The 16562-nt window shown below is 56.2% G+C and carries 20 protein-coding genes; 9 read left to right on the top strand and 11 right to left on the bottom strand.

Annotation, left to right across the window (positions count from 1 at the left end; translation table 11 throughout):
* Positions 1-573 precede the first annotated feature (573 nt).
* Both C6Y56_RS21235 and C6Y56_RS21230 read right to left on the bottom strand, forming a co-directional pair.
* On the bottom strand, positions 574-1410 hold the full coding sequence (locus C6Y56_RS21235) for a GIY-YIG nuclease family protein (RefSeq protein ID WP_169431514.1): 837 nt from the start codon (positions 1408-1410) through the stop codon (positions 574-576).
* A gap of 64 nt (positions 1411-1474) precedes the next feature.
* Positions 1475-2185 carry a hypothetical protein gene (locus tag C6Y56_RS21230; RefSeq protein WP_169431513.1) on the bottom strand — a complete coding sequence of 237 codons (711 nt, stop codon included), beginning with the start codon at positions 2183-2185 and terminating at the stop codon, positions 1475-1477.
* Between the two features lie 76 nt (positions 2186-2261).
* On the opposite strand from C6Y56_RS21230, the gene C6Y56_RS21225 reads away from it, so the two are divergent.
* The 4 genes from C6Y56_RS21225 (at position 2262) to C6Y56_RS21210 (ending at position 3344) form a co-directional block, all read left to right on the top strand.
* Positions 2262-2489: a hypothetical protein gene (locus C6Y56_RS21225; protein ID WP_169431512.1), complete on the top strand. Its 228-nt coding sequence runs from the start codon at positions 2262-2264 to the stop codon at positions 2487-2489.
* Between the two features lie 104 nt (positions 2490-2593).
* The gene (locus C6Y56_RS21220; protein ID WP_169431511.1) at positions 2594-2779 is read left to right on the top strand and encodes a hypothetical protein; all 186 of its coding nucleotides are present in this window, start codon (positions 2594-2596) and stop codon (positions 2777-2779) included.
* Positions 2776-3021 (top strand): hypothetical protein, encoded by a 246-nt coding sequence (locus tag C6Y56_RS21215; protein ID WP_169431510.1) that lies wholly within the window; start codon positions 2776-2778, stop codon positions 3019-3021. Before C6Y56_RS21220 ends, C6Y56_RS21215 begins: the two co-directional genes overlap by 4 nt.
* Positions 3018-3344, top strand: coding sequence for a hypothetical protein (locus C6Y56_RS21210; protein WP_169431509.1), 327 nt, complete (start codon positions 3018-3020; stop codon positions 3342-3344). Before C6Y56_RS21215 ends, C6Y56_RS21210 begins: the two co-directional genes overlap by 4 nt.
* A gap of 98 nt (positions 3345-3442) precedes the next feature.
* Here C6Y56_RS21210 and C6Y56_RS21205 read toward each other — a convergent pair whose 3' ends face one another.
* The 3 genes from C6Y56_RS21205 to C6Y56_RS21195 all read right to left on the bottom strand — a co-directional run bounded on the left by C6Y56_RS21205 (position 3443) and on the right by C6Y56_RS21195 (position 4896).
* Positions 3443-4243 (bottom strand): hypothetical protein, encoded by an 801-nt coding sequence (locus C6Y56_RS21205; protein WP_169431508.1) that lies wholly within the window; start codon positions 4241-4243, stop codon positions 3443-3445.
* Positions 4244-4343: 100 nt separating this feature from the next.
* Positions 4344-4541 (bottom strand): helix-turn-helix domain-containing protein, encoded by a 198-nt coding sequence (locus C6Y56_RS21200; protein WP_231501131.1) that lies wholly within the window; start codon positions 4539-4541, stop codon positions 4344-4346.
* A 154-nt stretch (positions 4542-4695) separates the two neighbouring features.
* Positions 4696-4896 (bottom strand): helix-turn-helix domain-containing protein, encoded by a 201-nt coding sequence (locus tag C6Y56_RS21195; protein WP_134023847.1) that lies wholly within the window; start codon positions 4894-4896, stop codon positions 4696-4698.
* Between the two features lie 179 nt (positions 4897-5075).
* Between C6Y56_RS21195 and C6Y56_RS21190 the strand changes: the two genes are divergently transcribed.
* On the top strand, positions 5076-5570 hold the full coding sequence (locus C6Y56_RS21190) for a hypothetical protein (RefSeq protein ID WP_169431507.1): 495 nt from the start codon (positions 5076-5078) through the stop codon (positions 5568-5570).
* Here C6Y56_RS21190 and C6Y56_RS21185 read toward each other — a convergent pair.
* Complete coding sequence (locus C6Y56_RS21185; protein WP_169431506.1) at positions 5567-6778, bottom strand: site-specific integrase; 1212 nt, start codon at positions 6776-6778, stop codon at positions 5567-5569. The genes C6Y56_RS21190 and C6Y56_RS21185 overlap by 4 nt on opposite strands.
* A 241-nt stretch (positions 6779-7019) precedes the next feature.
* Entirely contained in the window at positions 7020-8399 is a 1380-nt protein-coding gene (locus C6Y56_RS21180; protein ID WP_169431505.1) for a lysozyme inhibitor LprI family protein, read from the bottom strand.
* 222 nt (positions 8400-8621) lie between these two features.
* Here C6Y56_RS21180 and C6Y56_RS21175 point away from each other — a divergent pair, with 222 nt between their 5' ends.
* The 4 genes from C6Y56_RS21175 (at position 8622) to C6Y56_RS21160 (ending at position 13815) form a co-directional block, all read left to right on the top strand.
* Complete coding sequence (locus C6Y56_RS21175) at positions 8622-10226, top strand: tetratricopeptide repeat-containing response regulator (RefSeq protein WP_169431504.1); 1605 nt, start codon at positions 8622-8624, stop codon at positions 10224-10226.
* The gene (locus tag C6Y56_RS21170) at positions 10223-10915 is read left to right on the top strand and encodes a sensor histidine kinase (RefSeq protein ID WP_169431503.1); all 693 of its coding nucleotides are present in this window, start codon (positions 10223-10225) and stop codon (positions 10913-10915) included. The genes C6Y56_RS21175 and C6Y56_RS21170 overlap by 4 nt, the downstream gene beginning before the upstream one ends.
* 219 nt (positions 10916-11134) lie before the next feature.
* Positions 11135-12376: a glutamine synthetase family protein gene (locus C6Y56_RS21165; RefSeq protein WP_169432684.1), complete on the top strand. Its 1242-nt coding sequence runs from the start codon at positions 11135-11137 to the stop codon at positions 12374-12376.
* A gap of 68 nt (positions 12377-12444) precedes the next feature.
* Positions 12445-13815 (top strand): MFS transporter, encoded by a 1371-nt coding sequence (locus tag C6Y56_RS21160; protein WP_169431502.1) that lies wholly within the window; start codon positions 12445-12447, stop codon positions 13813-13815.
* Between the two features lie 76 nt (positions 13816-13891).
* Here C6Y56_RS21160 and C6Y56_RS21155 read toward each other — a convergent pair whose 3' ends face one another.
* The 4 genes from C6Y56_RS21155 to flgA all read right to left on the bottom strand — a co-directional run bounded on the left by C6Y56_RS21155 (position 13892) and on the right by flgA (position 16486).
* Entirely contained in the window at positions 13892-14626 is a 735-nt protein-coding gene (locus C6Y56_RS21155; protein WP_169431501.1) for a flagellar brake protein, read from the bottom strand.
* 95 nt (positions 14627-14721) lie between these two features.
* On the bottom strand, positions 14722-15189 hold the full coding sequence (locus C6Y56_RS21150; protein WP_169431500.1) for a flagella synthesis protein FlgN: 468 nt from the start codon (positions 15187-15189) through the stop codon (positions 14722-14724).
* A gap of 48 nt (positions 15190-15237) precedes the next feature.
* Positions 15238-15564, bottom strand: a complete 327-nt coding sequence (flgM, locus tag C6Y56_RS21145; protein ID WP_085711005.1) for a flagellar biosynthesis anti-sigma factor FlgM — start codon at positions 15562-15564, stop codon at positions 15238-15240.
* Between the two features lie 160 nt (positions 15565-15724).
* A complete protein-coding gene (flgA, locus tag C6Y56_RS21140) occupies positions 15725-16486 on the bottom strand; it encodes a flagellar basal body P-ring formation chaperone FlgA (RefSeq protein ID WP_169432683.1) in 762 nt (253 codons plus the stop codon).
* Positions 16487-16562: the final 76 nt, after the last annotated feature.

The following is a 16562-nucleotide window of genomic DNA, read 5'->3' as shown; positions in this document are numbered from 1 at the left end:
AGAGATTGCCGATCTTGGCGCGTGGCCAGTAGAGAGGCAAGACTCAGATCGTCAATCCTGCTCCAGCCGTTTGATCGGTCTGTATCAGCAGGGTCAGTCCGCGTCAGATTGCCAAGCAGATGCGCCTGTAACTCCCACCAGTGGTGGACGTCTGGGCGTTACACCAACGGTGGGGCATCGAGGTTTCCACCATTGGAGTAAACCTCCCATGCTTTTTATGACCGCCTCACGAAAGTGTCGGCGAGCCCGGCAGATAAGGCAAAGCGGGAATTCCCAATTTCAGATCTGTAACGCAGATGTGAGCAGCTTTGCGCGCATCTGCCTGACCAATTGTGGCCACGTGGTGATGCGATATAACGGAAGTTCTCCCGGCATCGCTGATGTGCTCAGTTTTGAGCACACCTACGGTGGTTCAGATCTAGATCACACTCACTTTTTGGATTTTAAACCCAGAAGTGTCCTATTTGAGATAGGACGCTCGACTAGTGCTCAGTCGACAGCTTTTGCACACGGTTCAAATAGTATGTCGCGCGAAAGCGGTTTAACGGATTTACGCTTGCATTAAGTTTTTTGTTAGGCAATTTGGTTTGCGCGCTTTACCACGACCAAGGGTTTTGGTTTTAACTCGTACGACTGCAATAATCGCTTAGCCGACTTTCTATTGAAATGTTTTAATTCTGCTTCGGCTAGTACTTCAGTCGTAGGTGAGGTGGAGCGGTGTAGCAATAATGCAAAAGCCTCCTGTTTCAGATCGTCGCTGGCGATCTCAATCTCATCAATTGTAAGGTAGGATTTTGTTATCTGCTCCCAGATACATATCTCTCGCTCTGGGTCGAGGTCTCGAGTGAAATCTTCAAGCCATTCCTCTACCTTGGATGGGAAGATCTTGGAGAGTAACATTGCAATTATTTTTATTCTGTCTGCTTGCTCTGGAGATATACTGCTTGTTCCAATAGGACTGCTTTTGATTTTTTTTAGTTCGATGCCAATTGTTTCTTGATTGTCTTCAGGGACGGAAATTCGCCGTTCAATCGCATCTATTTCATGCTTTTTGTTTTTAGGTGATCTTACTTTGATAACATATGGCTTTGGAGATGTTAGGCCAAGCGAGTCATTAATCTTCGCACACGTCTCATAGGCTAGCGAGGCCGCCACTGATGGGCTTGTTCGGAAGAATTCACGCCTTCCATTTACTCGAAAAGCTCTAAGCCGCTTGTGAATTTGTGTTTCGGCTTGTTTGCAATCACCGACAGAATAAGCAGTGAGAACATCAAATGGGGTGGGTACTCCTGATGAGCCATTGTAAAGCTGTAACGCTCTAGCATCAGGCTCCAATGTAGTGAGACCAATTTTTACGACGTAAGGTCCAAAGAGCTCGTTTTGAAGAACATATATGTAGCCTGGTGTCATTATTTTCTTCCCTGATGTAGATGAGCGTGAGCTGCAGTAAGTATTTTCTAAATATTCAGTTAGCTTAGAATATTCTCTGGGCTTTCAAGTGCTCTTTGTCGCTTGCCTTGATGTGATCCAAGGATGTGAAGAAAGCTGGATGGGTATCCAGTTTTCCATCAACGATTTTATGGCAATGAATTTGTGCTTTCTTGCCATGAGCTTCAAGATACTGGTGGGCTGCTTTGTGGCCTTCGAGTAGAAGCGAGTCGATATCTATGCCTTCTGTGGTTTTGAGCAATAGACGGATCACTACGGAGGTGTCGATATCTTCAAAGTAAACTATATCTCGGTATTCCAAGTATGCATGATCTGGTAGCTTTACGTTTTTTATTATTGTGTCCACCATCACGCCGACCGGGCGCTTTAGTAGGCGGTCATAGAATTCGTCAAAAATTTTTTTTGCAAAGCAGGTGCCAAGAAATAATATTACCGTACCAGCAACTTCAAGTCCACCGAATGCCTTTGGTCTAAGGTCCAATCTTAGAGAAGGTATGGTTTGAAAAGACTTACTAGAGTATTCCCACTCTTCACCTTCAAGCAGAGGTTCTAATAAGTTTTCGCGGATTGTTGTTACTTCCGAGATAAATCGGCTGTGCCCTTCCAGCGCGAATGTATAAGTGGTTTTCATATCATCCCATTCTTCGTTGTTCTCACGCTCAATGTGCCATATGGCTTCAACAGGCATAAGGCCATCATCGTAGCGCTCGATCCAATGGTTCGCAAATGAGGACATTTTTGCACCCTATCTATTGCGTGACTGCTAACGATGGTCCATTATTGGTTCATTGTGACTGCTAACGGAGGTTTTTATGAAGAAAGAGGAGCCGAAAGGCCCGCTATCTGCGGCCGATCGCCAGAGGATCTACAAAGAACGTCAGCGCGAAGCTGGTTTTAGGCAAACAACGGTATGGATTCACGGTGAAACCGAGGAGGAGGGCAGGCAGGCAGCGCGGGATGGCAAACCACTCAAGCCGATCGGCACAAAAGACCCACTGAGCTGGGCGGCGGGCTGGATCAGCGAGAAGAGCAAGCAGTAACGGGTGAAGCGGTGGCTCAGATTTGAGCCATCAGAGAAGAGGTGCCAAGCCGCTGCGTCAACAGCGGCCTGGCGATCACACGACGTAACTTAAAGGGACACGTCATGCAATTTAAACAGAATACCATCCAAATCCTCGATGCACGTGGGGAAGTCATAGGCTCGATGAATTTGCCGGCCAGCATCAAACTCACTGATCTGGCCTCGCTGAAAATGCTCGGCGCCGTCAGCGTGAGGGTAGTGCCTTGCGTCGGTTCATTCAGCGGGATCGTCGCCGGGGGTGTGCAATGAGTCAGCCAACCGCTCGCATCGCCGACGAAGCCCTAGAGCTTCTGCGCGCCACTCACGAACGCATCAGCAATATGCGGGTGCTGTTCAACGCGATCACGAAGGACCTGAAACACGGCAAGTCGCACGATATCGAAGAGTTGGCCAGCCTCGGCAGCTTTTTAGGGTATGACTGGGCGAATTACGTCGACAGCGAAGTTGAGCAGATGCAGAAGGCGCTCGACGCGGCGGAGGTGGCTCAATGAGTGCTGCTATTCGATCACGGGACGACCTGAGCTTCACACAGCGCGATGATGCCGGTCGACTCATCAATTGGCCGCGGTACAACTATGGCGTGCCTGGAGACTGGGAAAAGGGCATCGCGTGCTTCGATGCCGAGATTGCCGAGCTGGCCACCTACGACGAGACAGAGGCGTTTCATGCGATCCAATTCGCGATCGTGGGAATGGGAGGGCGCTGCACAAGTCTGGAGACGGGATTCATCGATCGCGTAGCCCGGGCGGCGGTGATTGGTCTCCGTTCGCTGCGGGCTGGTGCTGAGCAGTTCGCTCCCACAGACATTGACTGACAAATTACGAAACCTTCGCAGTATCAAGGGCACTACCCCGAAACAGGGTGGTGCCCTTTTTCATTGGCGGGCGGTTGGTGCCATCTTGGCAAAGTAGATCAGGTGGAGCTATATGCCTCCAGCCACTCATCCACACTCTGCTCTTGGGGAGGCTTAGGGGAAGGTAAATCAGTTATGGGGGCTGTCTTGTTATCATCCCTTCTTGTTAACTTGCTTTCGTAGTTTGAAGAACACGTAGTTGAAATTGGCTGTGGCCCACGTTTTTCATGGTCTGCAGCCGTTTCCTTGTGCCCTGACCTTGTGCCCTCCTTGTGACCTAGTTGTGCCCAAGTTGTGCCCAAGTTGTTCCCTAAAAATGCTCGGTGTGCCTGGTCTGCGGTGATGGTCAAAGGCTGAAGCGACTGCACATTAAGTCGATCCTTGCTCAACTCTCCAGCCAGCAAGATGCTGGAGAGCTTTCCCATGCATTTGTGGAATCGCTGCATCCGCTCGGGTAGTGGTAGGCCAGTGCCCCGCCAGAACTTGTAAAAATGGCTTCGCTCGCCGACACGGAACTCACCGGCCGGAAGAGGTGCACCAGCTTTGCCTCCTACCGTTGTGCGTTTGCGGGTCAGGTCAACATTGAAAATGGCGTAGGCAGTTTTGCCAGTCACTACCGATGTGAAGCGCAGGGTGACGCCGGCCGATTTATGCTCTCCGTATCGGCCCGTGCTATAGCCTTCATATCTGAATGCATCGACTCCAATTGCCGCCAGTACCGATCGGCAAATCTCCAGTGCTTTTTGATCCATCCACTCAGGCGGTACGGGCTTGCCGCTCGCCGGTTGAATGGCGAGCTGCCCAAGCTCGATGCTAACCGTGTCCCCACGGCTAAGTAGTTTTGTGGCTAGGCATTCCACTGAATCGACCTCAGCGTAATCCGGCTGGGTAACCAAACCAGTAGTTCACAGGCAGGCGCGGGGGTGTCCTCAAAACTGAGGACACCCCCGCTTTTCTGGTTTACGACGCTTCGCGCATGAGGATGTACTTGGCGACGCGGTGAGGCGGGCGACCAGGCTCAGTGGACTGGTGCGTCCAGTAGGTGCGAATCTCGTGCCCCTTTTTCCTGAGGCGGCGGATGGTGTTGGGTGGCTGGACGATATCCAGATCCTTGGCGGCTTCGATGGTCGATACCGGCCCGTTTCGAAGGGCCTCCATCATTTTGCGATCTTGCTCAGTTGAAGAATGGCGTGTCATAGTTTGCCCCTCACGTTGGTGCTAGCCAGTGTGTTTTCGCTAAGGCGGTGCTCCAACACCGCCTTGGCAATCTGCAGCGCAATCGTGCGCAAAACCTCTCCCTCATTTTTGAGCCTCACCGTGCGCCGGCCTTAGCTGCGCGTTCAATCCAAGCCTTCAGTTCGGCCACAAGAATCAATCGGCGTTTGCCAAGCTTGAACGCCTTCAGATCTCCATTAGCCATGACTTCATAAATTCCGGACCGCGAGTAGCCGGTCATACGTGCTGCTTCCTCAACGCTGACTGAGAGAGGTGGCAGTGCGGCTAGTTGTGACATAACGACTCCTTCTGGCAGGGTTAGGTTGGTGCCAGTTGTTGCTAGTCTATATTCATAAATTATAAATGATCAAGCAATTGCTAAATTCATTCGTACTCAGTCGGATTGACGAGAGAATGCGAGTGCAGCAAGCTATGCACCTGGGGTCGGTTGGGCCGATCTATTGAGGTGGCAGCTATATGGCGACGAAAACGAGCAAGCGGACCGGCGAGACCAGCACTACGGTTGCCGTTGGGATCAGGATTGATCCGAAAATTAAATTCGCATTGGACATAATGGGGAGGCTGCAGAAGCGATCGCTGACGGCTGTGATTGAGTGGGCGATATCTAACGCAATCGCCCAGCAATCTTTGGACTTTGACGGAGGTACGCTGTCGAGTGTGCTCGATAAAGTTTGGTCGACCGATGAATCCGCGCGCTTAGCAAAGCTGGCGATTCATATGCCGGAGGCGCTGACTTATGATGAGCTCAGGATATGGGAAACCATCAAGGCCACTTCATATTTTTGGCTTGAGTACAGTGACGGCTCTTTTGACAATGACCCGAATAGGTTGATGTTAGATCGGGTGAGACGGGCGTGGAAGGAAACCATTGATCACGTTGAAAAGCATAAAATGTCTCCGACAATAGTCCCTATGACTGCCGATGATCTTATGCCGGATATTCCTTTCTAAATCAGCTCCACCGCAGCTGCTTTCGTACCTGGCGCTAGGTGCGCATAGCGAAGCGTCATCTTGATATCGGCGTGCCCCAGCAGATCCCGTACTGTGTTGAGCGGTACGCCGGCCATCACCAGGCGTGACGCGAAGTCGTGCCGCATATCGTGCCAGCGGAAGCCTTCAATCTCGGCGCGCTCTAGCAGCCTGAGCCAGGCGCTTTTAACGTCCTCCAGACGGCCGCCTTCCTGACTCGGGAACACGTATCGAGATTTGCCGGCCAGCTTTTTCCAGTCTTCCAGCACGCGCACCGTTTCCTTGTTCATCGGGATGTGTCGTGTGTCGCTGGTTTTGGTGGTGGCGCCGGCGGCGGTGATCGTCTTCGTATGGAAGTTCACCGCCGACCATTTCAGGTCGAACAGCTCTCCACGTCTCATGCCTGTATTCAGCGATACCAGGATCATAGGCTTTAGGTGGTCGGTGAATGGGACCTGCAGCAAGCTCGGCATCAGTTCCTTGCCGCGATCCGCTCTCCACTTGTTAGCACTCTCGCGCTCCACCCGCGCCTCGTCTTGACGGGCGTCGAGTGCTTCCCGAAGTCGTTTCGTCTCTTCAGCATCTAAGTAGCGGACCAGTCCCATCGAGTCGACCTTTAAGGCTTTGAGCCTGTCCATCGGGTGGGCATCGATGTACTCCCATTCAACGGCTCTGCTGAATACGCCGCTGATAGAGCCCATTTTCCTGTTGACCGTCGACGGCTTATTGCCTGACTGCATCCATCCCGTACGGATCTGGTCCAGGTCGCGGCCAGTGATCGCATCGAGACGCTGGGGCATAATTGCTTCGAAGTTGTGGTCGAGCGTGTGTAGGGTTTTCTCATGCCCTTTGTGGTGCGTCATGAACCAAGGCATGTATATGTCATCGATGAACTCGCGTAAGGTGGGGAGGGTAGCGCCTTTACGTCCTTGGGTAACGGCTAGCGGTTCCCCCAGGGTTCTTGCCTCCGCGAGATATTGAGTAGCCTCCGCTCGCGCTTGCTCCAACGTCAGTATGCCAATGCGACCCAATGTCTTCTTGCGGCCCCTGGCCCAGGTCACTACATAGGACTTGGCGCCAGCGGCAGTGACGCGCACGAACAGACCGCCGACGGTGGTATCGTGGACCTCATATTCCTGGCCGGTTATCTGCAGGGACGCCAGCAGCTTGGCGGTGAGCTTCTCTTTCAATTTGTTCCCATGGGTGCATGGTGGGTGCAAAAAGAACTATACGGCGTCGTTTTCACGGACACAACCGGACTAAAATCCCAATAAATGCGGGGTTTGGCCGCTGTTTGCTGGGGTTTGAATAGCCCTCCTAAGGGGAAGGTTGGCAGTTCGAACCTGCCCTGGGACACCATCTATTAAAAAGCCCCGCGCAGAGTGATCTGGCGGGGCTTTTTTGTGGCTCTCGGCGGCGCAGAATCAACTGCTAGAAAAGCTCGGCTCCGCGAGTACTGATCTCGGAACTGACCTGCGTCACATGTCGACGTCCTTTGACCGAGTAACTCTGCTCCGGATCCGTCGACCCAGGCTTGCGCAACATCAACTTTGCATACAGCCCGTCTTTATCGCCGTAACGCCCATACCAATTGATCAATCTTGCGATGTAGCACTCTTTGCCGATGATCACCGGCATATCGGTCACAGGTTCGTCTACGTAGTAGCCGGCACCATAGCTGTAGTAGGTATCGTCGCCTTCTCCCGATGCAGGAATGGGGCAGAGAGGGCTTTTATGCTCGCTCGGCTGCTGTGGTTTGCCAGCGTTCGATTTGGTCAACGCTTGGCTGAGCGTCTTTTGCAAACCTGGTTGAAGCTTGTAGGCGGTATTGTCGTTCTCGCGGTTTTGGTTGTGGGGCACGGTCAGTTGGTAGTCGTACCGAACCGTAATTGTTGGTATCTGACGATTGATCTTCAGGGGATTGATCAAGTACAGCTCATCAACACCGTATGAGCCATTGCGGAAGGCGAGATACGTTCTCCCGTGAGACTTGATCCAGCTTGCCGATTGTTCGGCTCCGCGTTCACTAACGGAAAACAACGAGCTGCCAGCGCCTGATTCAGGATCATAAGGCGTCAATCGGCGAGTAAACCGCTTTCCATCACGGCGAAAGGTTTCATAGAACGTGAACAGGCCGGTGCCGCCGGTGTAGGTTGCAATGAGTAAGTCGCGTTGACCGTCACCGTCCAGATCCACAAGTGTGTAACTGGCCCGACCTTGCTCTGCATCTGCTTCGAGTCCTGATGCGGTCAGCGCCTTCCATTCATCCTGTGTGACACCCTTGGGAATGGTTTTGGGAAACAGTGTGTGATCCTCGGACGGGTCATCATTTGGATCGCCATCGAATGAGGTTTGACCCTTGCTGATCGTGAGAGAACCCAGCGCCCGTTCCAGGGCGAACTCCGGTTTGACCTTGGTCGCGGCGCGAATGCGTTGTTGCAGATCTTGCATGACCTGTTTGTCGGTGTCGTCAGGTTGATAGGCGACGGCGTCGATCCACTGCGCATGCAATCCTTCTATGCGATGTGAATAGCTCCGATTCAGGCAATCCACATCTTCGCCGCACGCTTCCCTTGTCTTCAGCCACTCGCGCTGGGCAGTCTTGATCCCGGCCTGTCCCGGCGCAATAGCCCTGATTAACCGTCCATAAATCGAGGCCATCTGCGCATCCAGCTCATACAGAGGCTTGTTCGCACAAATGGTGGTTTCCACAACACTCACAGCCTTTGTGCAGTCCATTCCACTCGCCAGTGCCTGCTGGAAAAACAGCAGTGCGCAGGCCGACACGATGTAGCGTCCTTTGATGTACACGATGAAAACCTTGAAGTAGGAGGGTGGGAGCAGGCGCGCAGGGTAATCGCTGTACAACGAATCTTGAACCCCCGCTTCAAGAGAACCATTGATCCGGCCGATAACCCGTTCGGTGCCTTCAGAGTCGCACGAAATTGCTTGATAGCATTTGGCCGCCAGCTATCATCTGCGCGCCTGAAATGTGCCCTCGGTCCATTCTCTTCAATTGCCTGGAAATCCTCGATGTTGTCGTATCACCAAAAGAGTTTTCTGATCGTCGATGATTTCTCGGATTTCCGCAGTTCCGTTCGCTCGATGTTGCGCGAGTTGGGCGTCAAGGACGTGGACACCGCCGACACCGGTGAGCAGGCGCTGAAAATGTGTGCGCAGAAGTCCTACGATTTCATCCTTCAGGACTTTCACCTCGGTGACGGCAAGAAAAACGGCCAGCAGGTGCTGGAAGACCTGATGATGGAGAAGCTGATCAGTCACGAAGCGGTGTTCGTGATGGTCACTGCCGAAACCAGTCAGGCGATGGTGCTCAGTGCTCTTGAGCACGAGCCGGACGCATATCTGACCAAGCCGTTCAACCGGATCGGTCTGGCCCAGCGCCTGGAGCGTCTGGAGCAGCGCAAGACCCTGCTCAAGCCGATTCTGCAAGCCCTTGACCGTGGCAAGCCGGTGGAGGTGCTTAACGCCTGTATCGCCCTGTGCAAGCAGGACATCCGCTATTCGCCGTTGTGCCTGCGTTACCGCGCCGATGCCCTGCGCGACATGAATCAGAACGAAGCGCTGGAGCGGCTGTATGACAGCATCATCGCTGACCGGCCGTTGCCGTGGGCTTTTGCCGGGCTGGGCAAGTTGTTGTTCAAGCGTGGTCAGGTGGCCCAGGCCAAAGGCGTGTATGAAAAAGCCCTGAAAGTATTCCCGATGATGCCGGCGCTGTACGACGGCATGGCCGATGTGTTGGTGGCCGAGGGTGATACCAAGGGAGCGCAGAAGGTGCTGGAAGAAGCGATTCGCCTGTCGCCGCTGGCGGTGCGCCGGCAGGCGCTGCTTGGCAAGCTGGCAATGACCAACGAAGATTTTGACACGGCCTCGAAGGCTTACCGTCAGGCGGTGGCGCAGGGTGCGCAGTCGCGATTCAAGGATCCGGAAAGTAACCTGGGTCTGGCCCACGCTCTGATCAGCAAGGGCAGCGAGAAGGGCCTCGATACTCGCACGCGGCTGGAGATCAACACCACCCTCAGTGCCGTGGCCAAGGAAAACCCGAGCGATCCGGGTCTGCAGATTCGCGCGCGTCTGATGAAGGCCACCAGTCTGCTGCTCAACGACGCCGAGACCGCCGAGAAGCTCACTGAGCAAGCACTGTTGCGCCTCGACGGCATGGAGCAGTTCATGAGTCCCGAGGCCGCGTTGCTCGTTGCCAAGCAATTGCAGATGCTCGGCCAGGCCGAAGCGGGCACGTCGATGCTCAAGAGTTGCGCGGAAATCTACGGCGATGACCCGACGGTGATGAAAGACATCGCCAAGCTCACCGACGACCCGACTATTCTCAGTTCCAGCAACGCTGCCGCCGACCTCAACCGTCAGGGCGTGCGCGTGTACAAGACCGGCAACCTGGTGGAGGCCCGCGAGGTGTTCCGCAAGGCGCTGAAGATGCAACCGAAGAACATCAGCATCGCGCTGAACATGGCGCAGTCGCTGCTGCATGGCACCGATACCAGTGTGCCGTCGGCGGAGCTGGAAGAATGTCGGGCCTGCCTGAAAATGGTCGGCCTGATGCCCGACACCGACGCGCGTTATCCGCGTTATCAGAAGCTGAAAAGCAAGGCGTTTGGCGAATGAATGAAGACGATCAGGCACTGGATTTTTCTACGGTGATTGCCTCCACCGTGCACGATATGAAGAACTCCCTGGCCATGCTGATGCAGGCCCACAGCCGATGGCTGGCGCATCTGCCCGAGGACCAGCGCAAGGTGCCGGAGCAGGGCGTGATCGACTTCGAGTTCGCACACCTCAACGGCATGCTGGTGCAGTTGCTCGGGCTGTACAAGCTTGGGGTCAACCAGATGCCGTTGCAGCCGGCGTATCACGAGCTGGACGATTTCATCGAGGCGCAACTGGCGGCTCATCAAGAGGTTTTCGCCAGTCGCGGCATCATCGCCACTTACGAAGTCGATCCGCTGAGCCCTCTGGGTTTCTTCGACCGTGAGCTGATCGCCTCGGTGCTGGGCAACTGCATCAACAACGCGATCCGCCATGCCCGTGAATCGCTGTTGATCACGGTCAGCGACGAGGCCGGGCAACTGGTGTTGAGCATCAACGATGACGGCGATGGTTACCCGGTCGAGATGCTCGAGCGCCAGGCCGATTATGTGCAGGGCATCAATCACAGCAGTGGCAGTACCGGGCTGGGTCTGTACTTCGCCGGACGCATTGCCGCGCTGCACCAGCGCAACGGTGTCGGTGGTCGAACCGAGCTTCGCAATGGCGGGCCGTTGGGCGGTGGCGTGTTCAGTATTTACTTGCCCTGAAGCACAGATTCGCCGTACTGACGTCTTTTTGTTGGCCGCTGCTTGAAATTCCGAACAGGCGAAGCCTATTTTGTCCGGGTCGCCGTTCGCGGCTCGCACAATAACAAGGATTGCGTCATGACAACCGATGGCCAGCGTTCACTCGCGCAGCGATTGACGGGCATTGATGAGATTGAATGTGTCACGCCGGATTTGAACGGCGTACCACGAGGCAAGGTAATGACCGCCGAGGGTTTCCTCGAAGGGCGGCGTTTGCAGATGGCCCGGGGGGTGCTGCTGCAATGCATCATGGGCGGTTATCCCGCTGCGCGGTTCTACGGCAGCGATGACGGCGACCTGGCGCTGGTGGCCGATCCGGCGCAGATCCATCCCCTGCCGTGGAGTCAGGAGCCGCGCGCTCTGGCCATCTGTGATGCCGACGAGCTGAGCGGCGAGAGCTCCAACCTGTCGACCCGTGGCCAGCTCAAGAAAGTCATCGCCCGTTATGCGGCCCGTGGCCTGGCTCCGGTGGTGGCGACCGAGCTTGAGTTCTTCGTGTTCGCACCGAACACCGATCCGAACCAGCCGTTCCAGCCGCCAGTCGGTCTCGACGGTCGTCGCGAGGACGGTCACTCGGCGTTCAGCGTCAGCTCCAACAACGGTCTGCGACCGTTCTTCAGTGAAGTCTACAAATGCATGGCGGCCCTCGGCCTGCCTCGCGATACCTTCATGCACGAAATGGGCGTCAGCCAGTTCGAGATCAACTTGCTGCACGGCGATCCGCTGTTGCTGGCCGACCAGACCTTCCTGTTCAAGCACCTGCTCAAGGAAGTTGCGCTCAAGCATGGCCTGACCGTGGTCTGCATGGCCAAGCCGCTGGCGCACACGCCGGGCAGTTCGATGCACATTCACCAGAGCATCGTCGAGATTGGCAGTGGCAAGAATGTGTTCAGCGACGCCGACGGTCAGCCGACCGCGATGTTCCGCCATTTCATCGGCGGGCAGCAGGCAGGCATGGCTGACTTCACCGCACTGTTTGCGCCGAACGTCAATTCGTACCAGCGTCTTTGCCATCCGTTTGCATCGCCGAACAATGCCTGCTGGTCCCACGACAACCGCGCTGCCGGCCTGCGTATTCCGGCCAGTTCGCCGGTTGCGCGTCGGGTCGAGAACCGTTTGCCGGGTGCCGATGCCAACCCTTATCTGGCGATTGCCGCGAGTCTGGCGGCCGGTCTGCACGGTATCGAGCATGAGCTGGAACCGAGCGCGCCGATTCAGGGTGAATTCGAAGTGCCGGACAATCTTTCGCTGCCGTGCACCCTGCACGCTGCGCTCGAGCGTTTGAAGCGCAGCCAGTTGGCCCGGGAACTGTTCGGCAACGAGTTCATCGAAGGCTACATCGCTTCGAAGACCATGGAGCTGACCAGTTTCTTTGATGAGATCACTCCCTGGGAACGGCGCGTTCTGGCAGCCCAGGCCTGACGAAATGTCGTCATCGGGCTATCGTTCGATAGCCCGACACTCACCGCAAGGAGCCGCTCGGAACGCCGATGCGCCAAATCTGGAAATCCTTTCGAGCGCTGTATTTCGCCTCGCTGATGATGTTGATCGGCTCGGGCCTTCTTTCTACTTATCTGGCCTTGCGCCTGGCAGCCGACCATGTCGACGGACTGTGGGTCGGTGCGCTGATGGCGGCCAACTATTTCGGTCTGGTGCTGGGTGGCAAGATCGGTCACCGCCTGATCGCCCGGGTCGGACATATTCGTGCGTACTCCGCGTGTGCAGGGATCGTCGGCGCGGCGGTGCTCGGTCATGGTCTGGTGGACTGGCTGCCGGCCTGGCTGGTGCTGCGGACGATCGTCGGCCTCGGCATGATGTGCCAATACATGGTGATCGAGAGCTGGCTGAACGAGCAGGCCGACGCGAACCAGCGCGGGGTGGTGTTCAGCGGCTACATGATTGCTTCGTATCTGGGGCTGGTGCTTGGTCAGCTGATTCTGGTCATGCACCCGGGGCTGGGTCTGGAACTGCTGATGCTGGTCGCCCTGTGTTTTGCCCTGTGTCTGGTGCCGGTGGCACTGACCCGGCGGATTCACCCGGCGCCGTTGCACCCGGCACCGATGGAGCCGCGCTTCTTCATCAAGCGTGTGCCGCAGTCATTGAGTACGGTGCTCGGTGCCGGTCTGATCATCGGCTCGTTCTACGGTCTGGCACCGCTGTATGCGTCGCAGCAGGGGCTATCGACCGAGCAGGTCGGTCTGTTCATGGGTACGTGCATTTTTGCCGGGTTGTTGGTGCAGTGGCCACTGGGCTGGCTCTCTGATCGTTATGACCGGGCCTTGCTGATTCGCTGCTTTGCCGGGTTTCTGGCGGTGGCTTCTCTGCCGTTGGCGATCATGCCGCAGGTGCCGCTGGAGATCTTGTTCGTCGTCGGCTTCCTGTGCTCGCTGGTGCAGTTCTGCCTGTACCCGCTGGCCGTGGCGTTTTCCAACGACCATGTCGAAGGGGATCGACGCGTGTCGCTGACGGCGATGCTGCTGGTGACCTACGGGGTTGGCGCCAGTATCGGGCCGTTGCTCGCCGGGGTGCTGATGAAAATGTTCGGTAGTCAGAGCCTGTATGCGTTCTTCACCTTTTTCGCGCTGGTGCTGGTATGGCGCATCCGGCCGAAAGCCGTGACCAATCTGCATCAGGTCGACGACGCACCGCTGCATCATGTGGCGATGCCGGACAGTATGTCCAGTTCGCCGCTGGTGGCGGCGCTCGATCCACGGGTCGACGAGCAAGTGGTGCAGGAGCAGATGCAGACTACGGTTGCGCCGGAGCCAGCACCTGAGCCCGTCACCGAGCCTGAATCGCCTGTGGCGCCCGAGACCGGCAACGACAGCCCGGCCCCGGACATCAGTGGTGCCAGGCCTTGATGCTGAAAAAACATCGGGCATAAAAAAACGGGCAGTCGCTGCAAGCGACTGCCCGTTTTTTTATGGCGCGTACGAATCAGAGATCGTCTTTGTCGAAGCGCCGTGCTTCACGTTGTAACTGATAGACGAAACGCTCGACGTTGCGCGCTGCCGGGCCGCTGATGTTGTGAAAGCGCAGGCCGGCGAAGGTGATGTTGAGTTTTTCTTCGAAGTGCAGGTAACGCAGCTCGACCGAGGTCGGTTGGTTGCCGAACAGCGGCGCGGCGATCAGGCGATCGTAGACCTGGCCCAGTTGCAGGCGGTCGGTGATGTCGCCTTCGAAGCGCAGCTTGCAGCCGGTGGCAGAGATATCCAGCAGTTTGCCGCCGATCGGTGCCTTGAGCTTTTCGCCACCCAGTTCGACGCTAACCAGATCGGTCAGCTTCAGGGCTGCGCGGAAGGCATTGCGGCGCTGGTGATAAACCACTTCGGTGGGCAGGTCGCCGGTGTAGAAGCGATCGCCACTGGATTCTTCGATGTTCAGCGTGCCGTTGCATTCCCAGGCAATGCGCACGCCGTCATGAAAGCCTTCGACCTTGAACGGCTCGCCGGCGAGCAGGAAGCGCTCGCCATCGCGCGGGATCATTTCGTCCAGGGCAATGCTGGCGTTTTCCCGGTCGACCTTGATCAGGTAGCTCTGGAAGCGCTGGCTGCGTTCGTGGAAGGTGATGATCAGCGGATCGTGGCTCTCTTGCAGCTGGCGCAGATTGCTGGAGATCTCCAGGGGCGTGGTAAGCACCTTTGGGGGCTGCGGAGCGTCATCATTGGACACGTTAAATCAATCTCCAGACAAAATTTGACTACGGCTGGCCAGTATTTTGCCAGCATGTATCGCGCGTTGATAGGGCGCAAGAATAGAAGAAAGAATCACGCCTGACTGAGCGCGCGCGGTTTCTGCAGTTTGGAGAAGGTGCCGCTGGCGTCGTAGAGCGCAGGAGGCTCGCCGCCGGTAAGGATTTTCAGCTGATTGGCCGTGGCGGCCTGCTGCATCACGATCGATTGGCCGTTTCTGGCGTTGGCCGCCTGGCACTGGGCGATCAGGTCGGTCAGTACATCGCTCTGGCTCAGCAATTGCTCGCCGATGCTCGACTGGCTGGCCAGTTGTTCGAGACCCTGGCGGTCGAGCGACAGGTTGAGACTGGCGAGGATTTCGCTGCGTTTGCGGCCATGCTGTTCGAGCAGAATGATCAATGCCTGTTTGCGTGCCAGAATTTCTTCCAGCAGTGGCATGTCGCGACCGTGCAAGGCGAGGGACTCGGTATGCAGTAACTCCAGCAGTTGTTGAGCTGGAGCAAAGTCGTCGGTGATCAGTTGCAATAAATTAGTGTCGTGCATGGCTGGCCTTGGGTTTTAAGCGTCCAAAAGCCTGGCGCAGGCCGAGGCCTAGCGCTGGGCTTCGAAGTTGAGCAGTTTGCTGGCTACACGGTTGCTGTCGACTTTATAGCTGCCATCGGCAATCGCTGCTTTCAACTCGGCCACGCGGGCTTTGTCGACTGCAGGCTGATCGCGCAGCTTGTCAGTGACCTTCTGCAACTGTTGAGCCTCATTGCTGAGGTGTACCGATTCCCCGCTTTTTGCGGTACTGGCCTGTTCGGCCGGGGTATTCAGCGGCGCGGAAGTGCCGGTTTCGGCGGTTTCCTTGGGCGCGCTGGTACGTGTACTGCCCGTAAGTGACGAGGAGCTGTTCAAACGGCTGAAATCGATGACCATGTTAAAAACCTCTGGGAATTTGGACGCTTGCCATGTTCTCGGCCATCCCCTGGAAAACTTTAGGCTCTTTTACCAATGAGCCTGCATGCGCCGCACAGATCCTGCTGCGGCACAGTTTAGGGAACAGCCGGGGTCGGCGCCAGTTTTCTCCTTGCCTGTTTTACATGGCCACTTCCACCTGGCCCGGCGCCATGACCTGCGCCTTGATGACCCGCTGGGAGTTGAGGTTTTTCACGCGAATCTGTTCTTTCAGGCCGCCGTTGGACAGGGCTTCTCCGGGCATGCGCACGGCGAGCGTGCCGCTGCGGGCAGTAATCACCACCTGATCGCCTTTGCGAACGACTTCTGCCTGTTCCATGTGCACCAGGGTCAGCACCTGGTCGGCGACCGTTGGTCGGGTCAGTTTTTGCCCGATGGCTTCGTCTACCGACGTCAGGAAACCCTGATTGATCTGGCTGACGTCATGCTCGCGCAGCGTCACGTCCTGAGGCTCGATTATCCCCGCGCGCTTGAGGGGGCGAGTGGTGGTCACGACCTCGCGAAACAGGCGGACTTGAGCGGGCACGAACACTGTCCAGGGAGACGCGCCTTCACAGCGGACCTTGACGGTCACACGACCCAAAGGACGCCCCGGACTCTCCAGGGAGGCTGTCAATTCCTTGTCGCACATAGGCATGCGCATGCGCGGATCGAGCTGCTTGACCTCGATTTCGTAACGGCCTTCCGTTTGACTGGTAGCCAGATAGTCTTCTACGGTGAATTCAAGAAAGCCCTGAGTGACGCCGATAAGCATGTCAGGCAAGGTAACCGCATCAGCACTGGCAGGGCTGCCCGCAAAAAACAGGCAAACGGCGGACGCCGCGCAAAGTCCTCTGCGGATAGGGGATGTCAGGCGTCGGAAAAATGTCGTTTGAATGTTCATACGAGTTAAAAAGCAAGCGCCGTGCCGTTTAGCAATGAATGTGCGTCGCAACAACACTTGGCGTTGGTGTAGGAGT

Source organism: Pseudomonas fluorescens (genome assembly GCF_012974785.1).
Lineage (GTDB): Bacteria > Pseudomonadota > Gammaproteobacteria > Pseudomonadales > Pseudomonadaceae > Aquipseudomonas > Aquipseudomonas fluorescens_BT.
The sequence above is the reverse complement of the archived record's forward strand: the minus strand, read 5'-3'. Positions and strand labels throughout refer to the sequence as shown.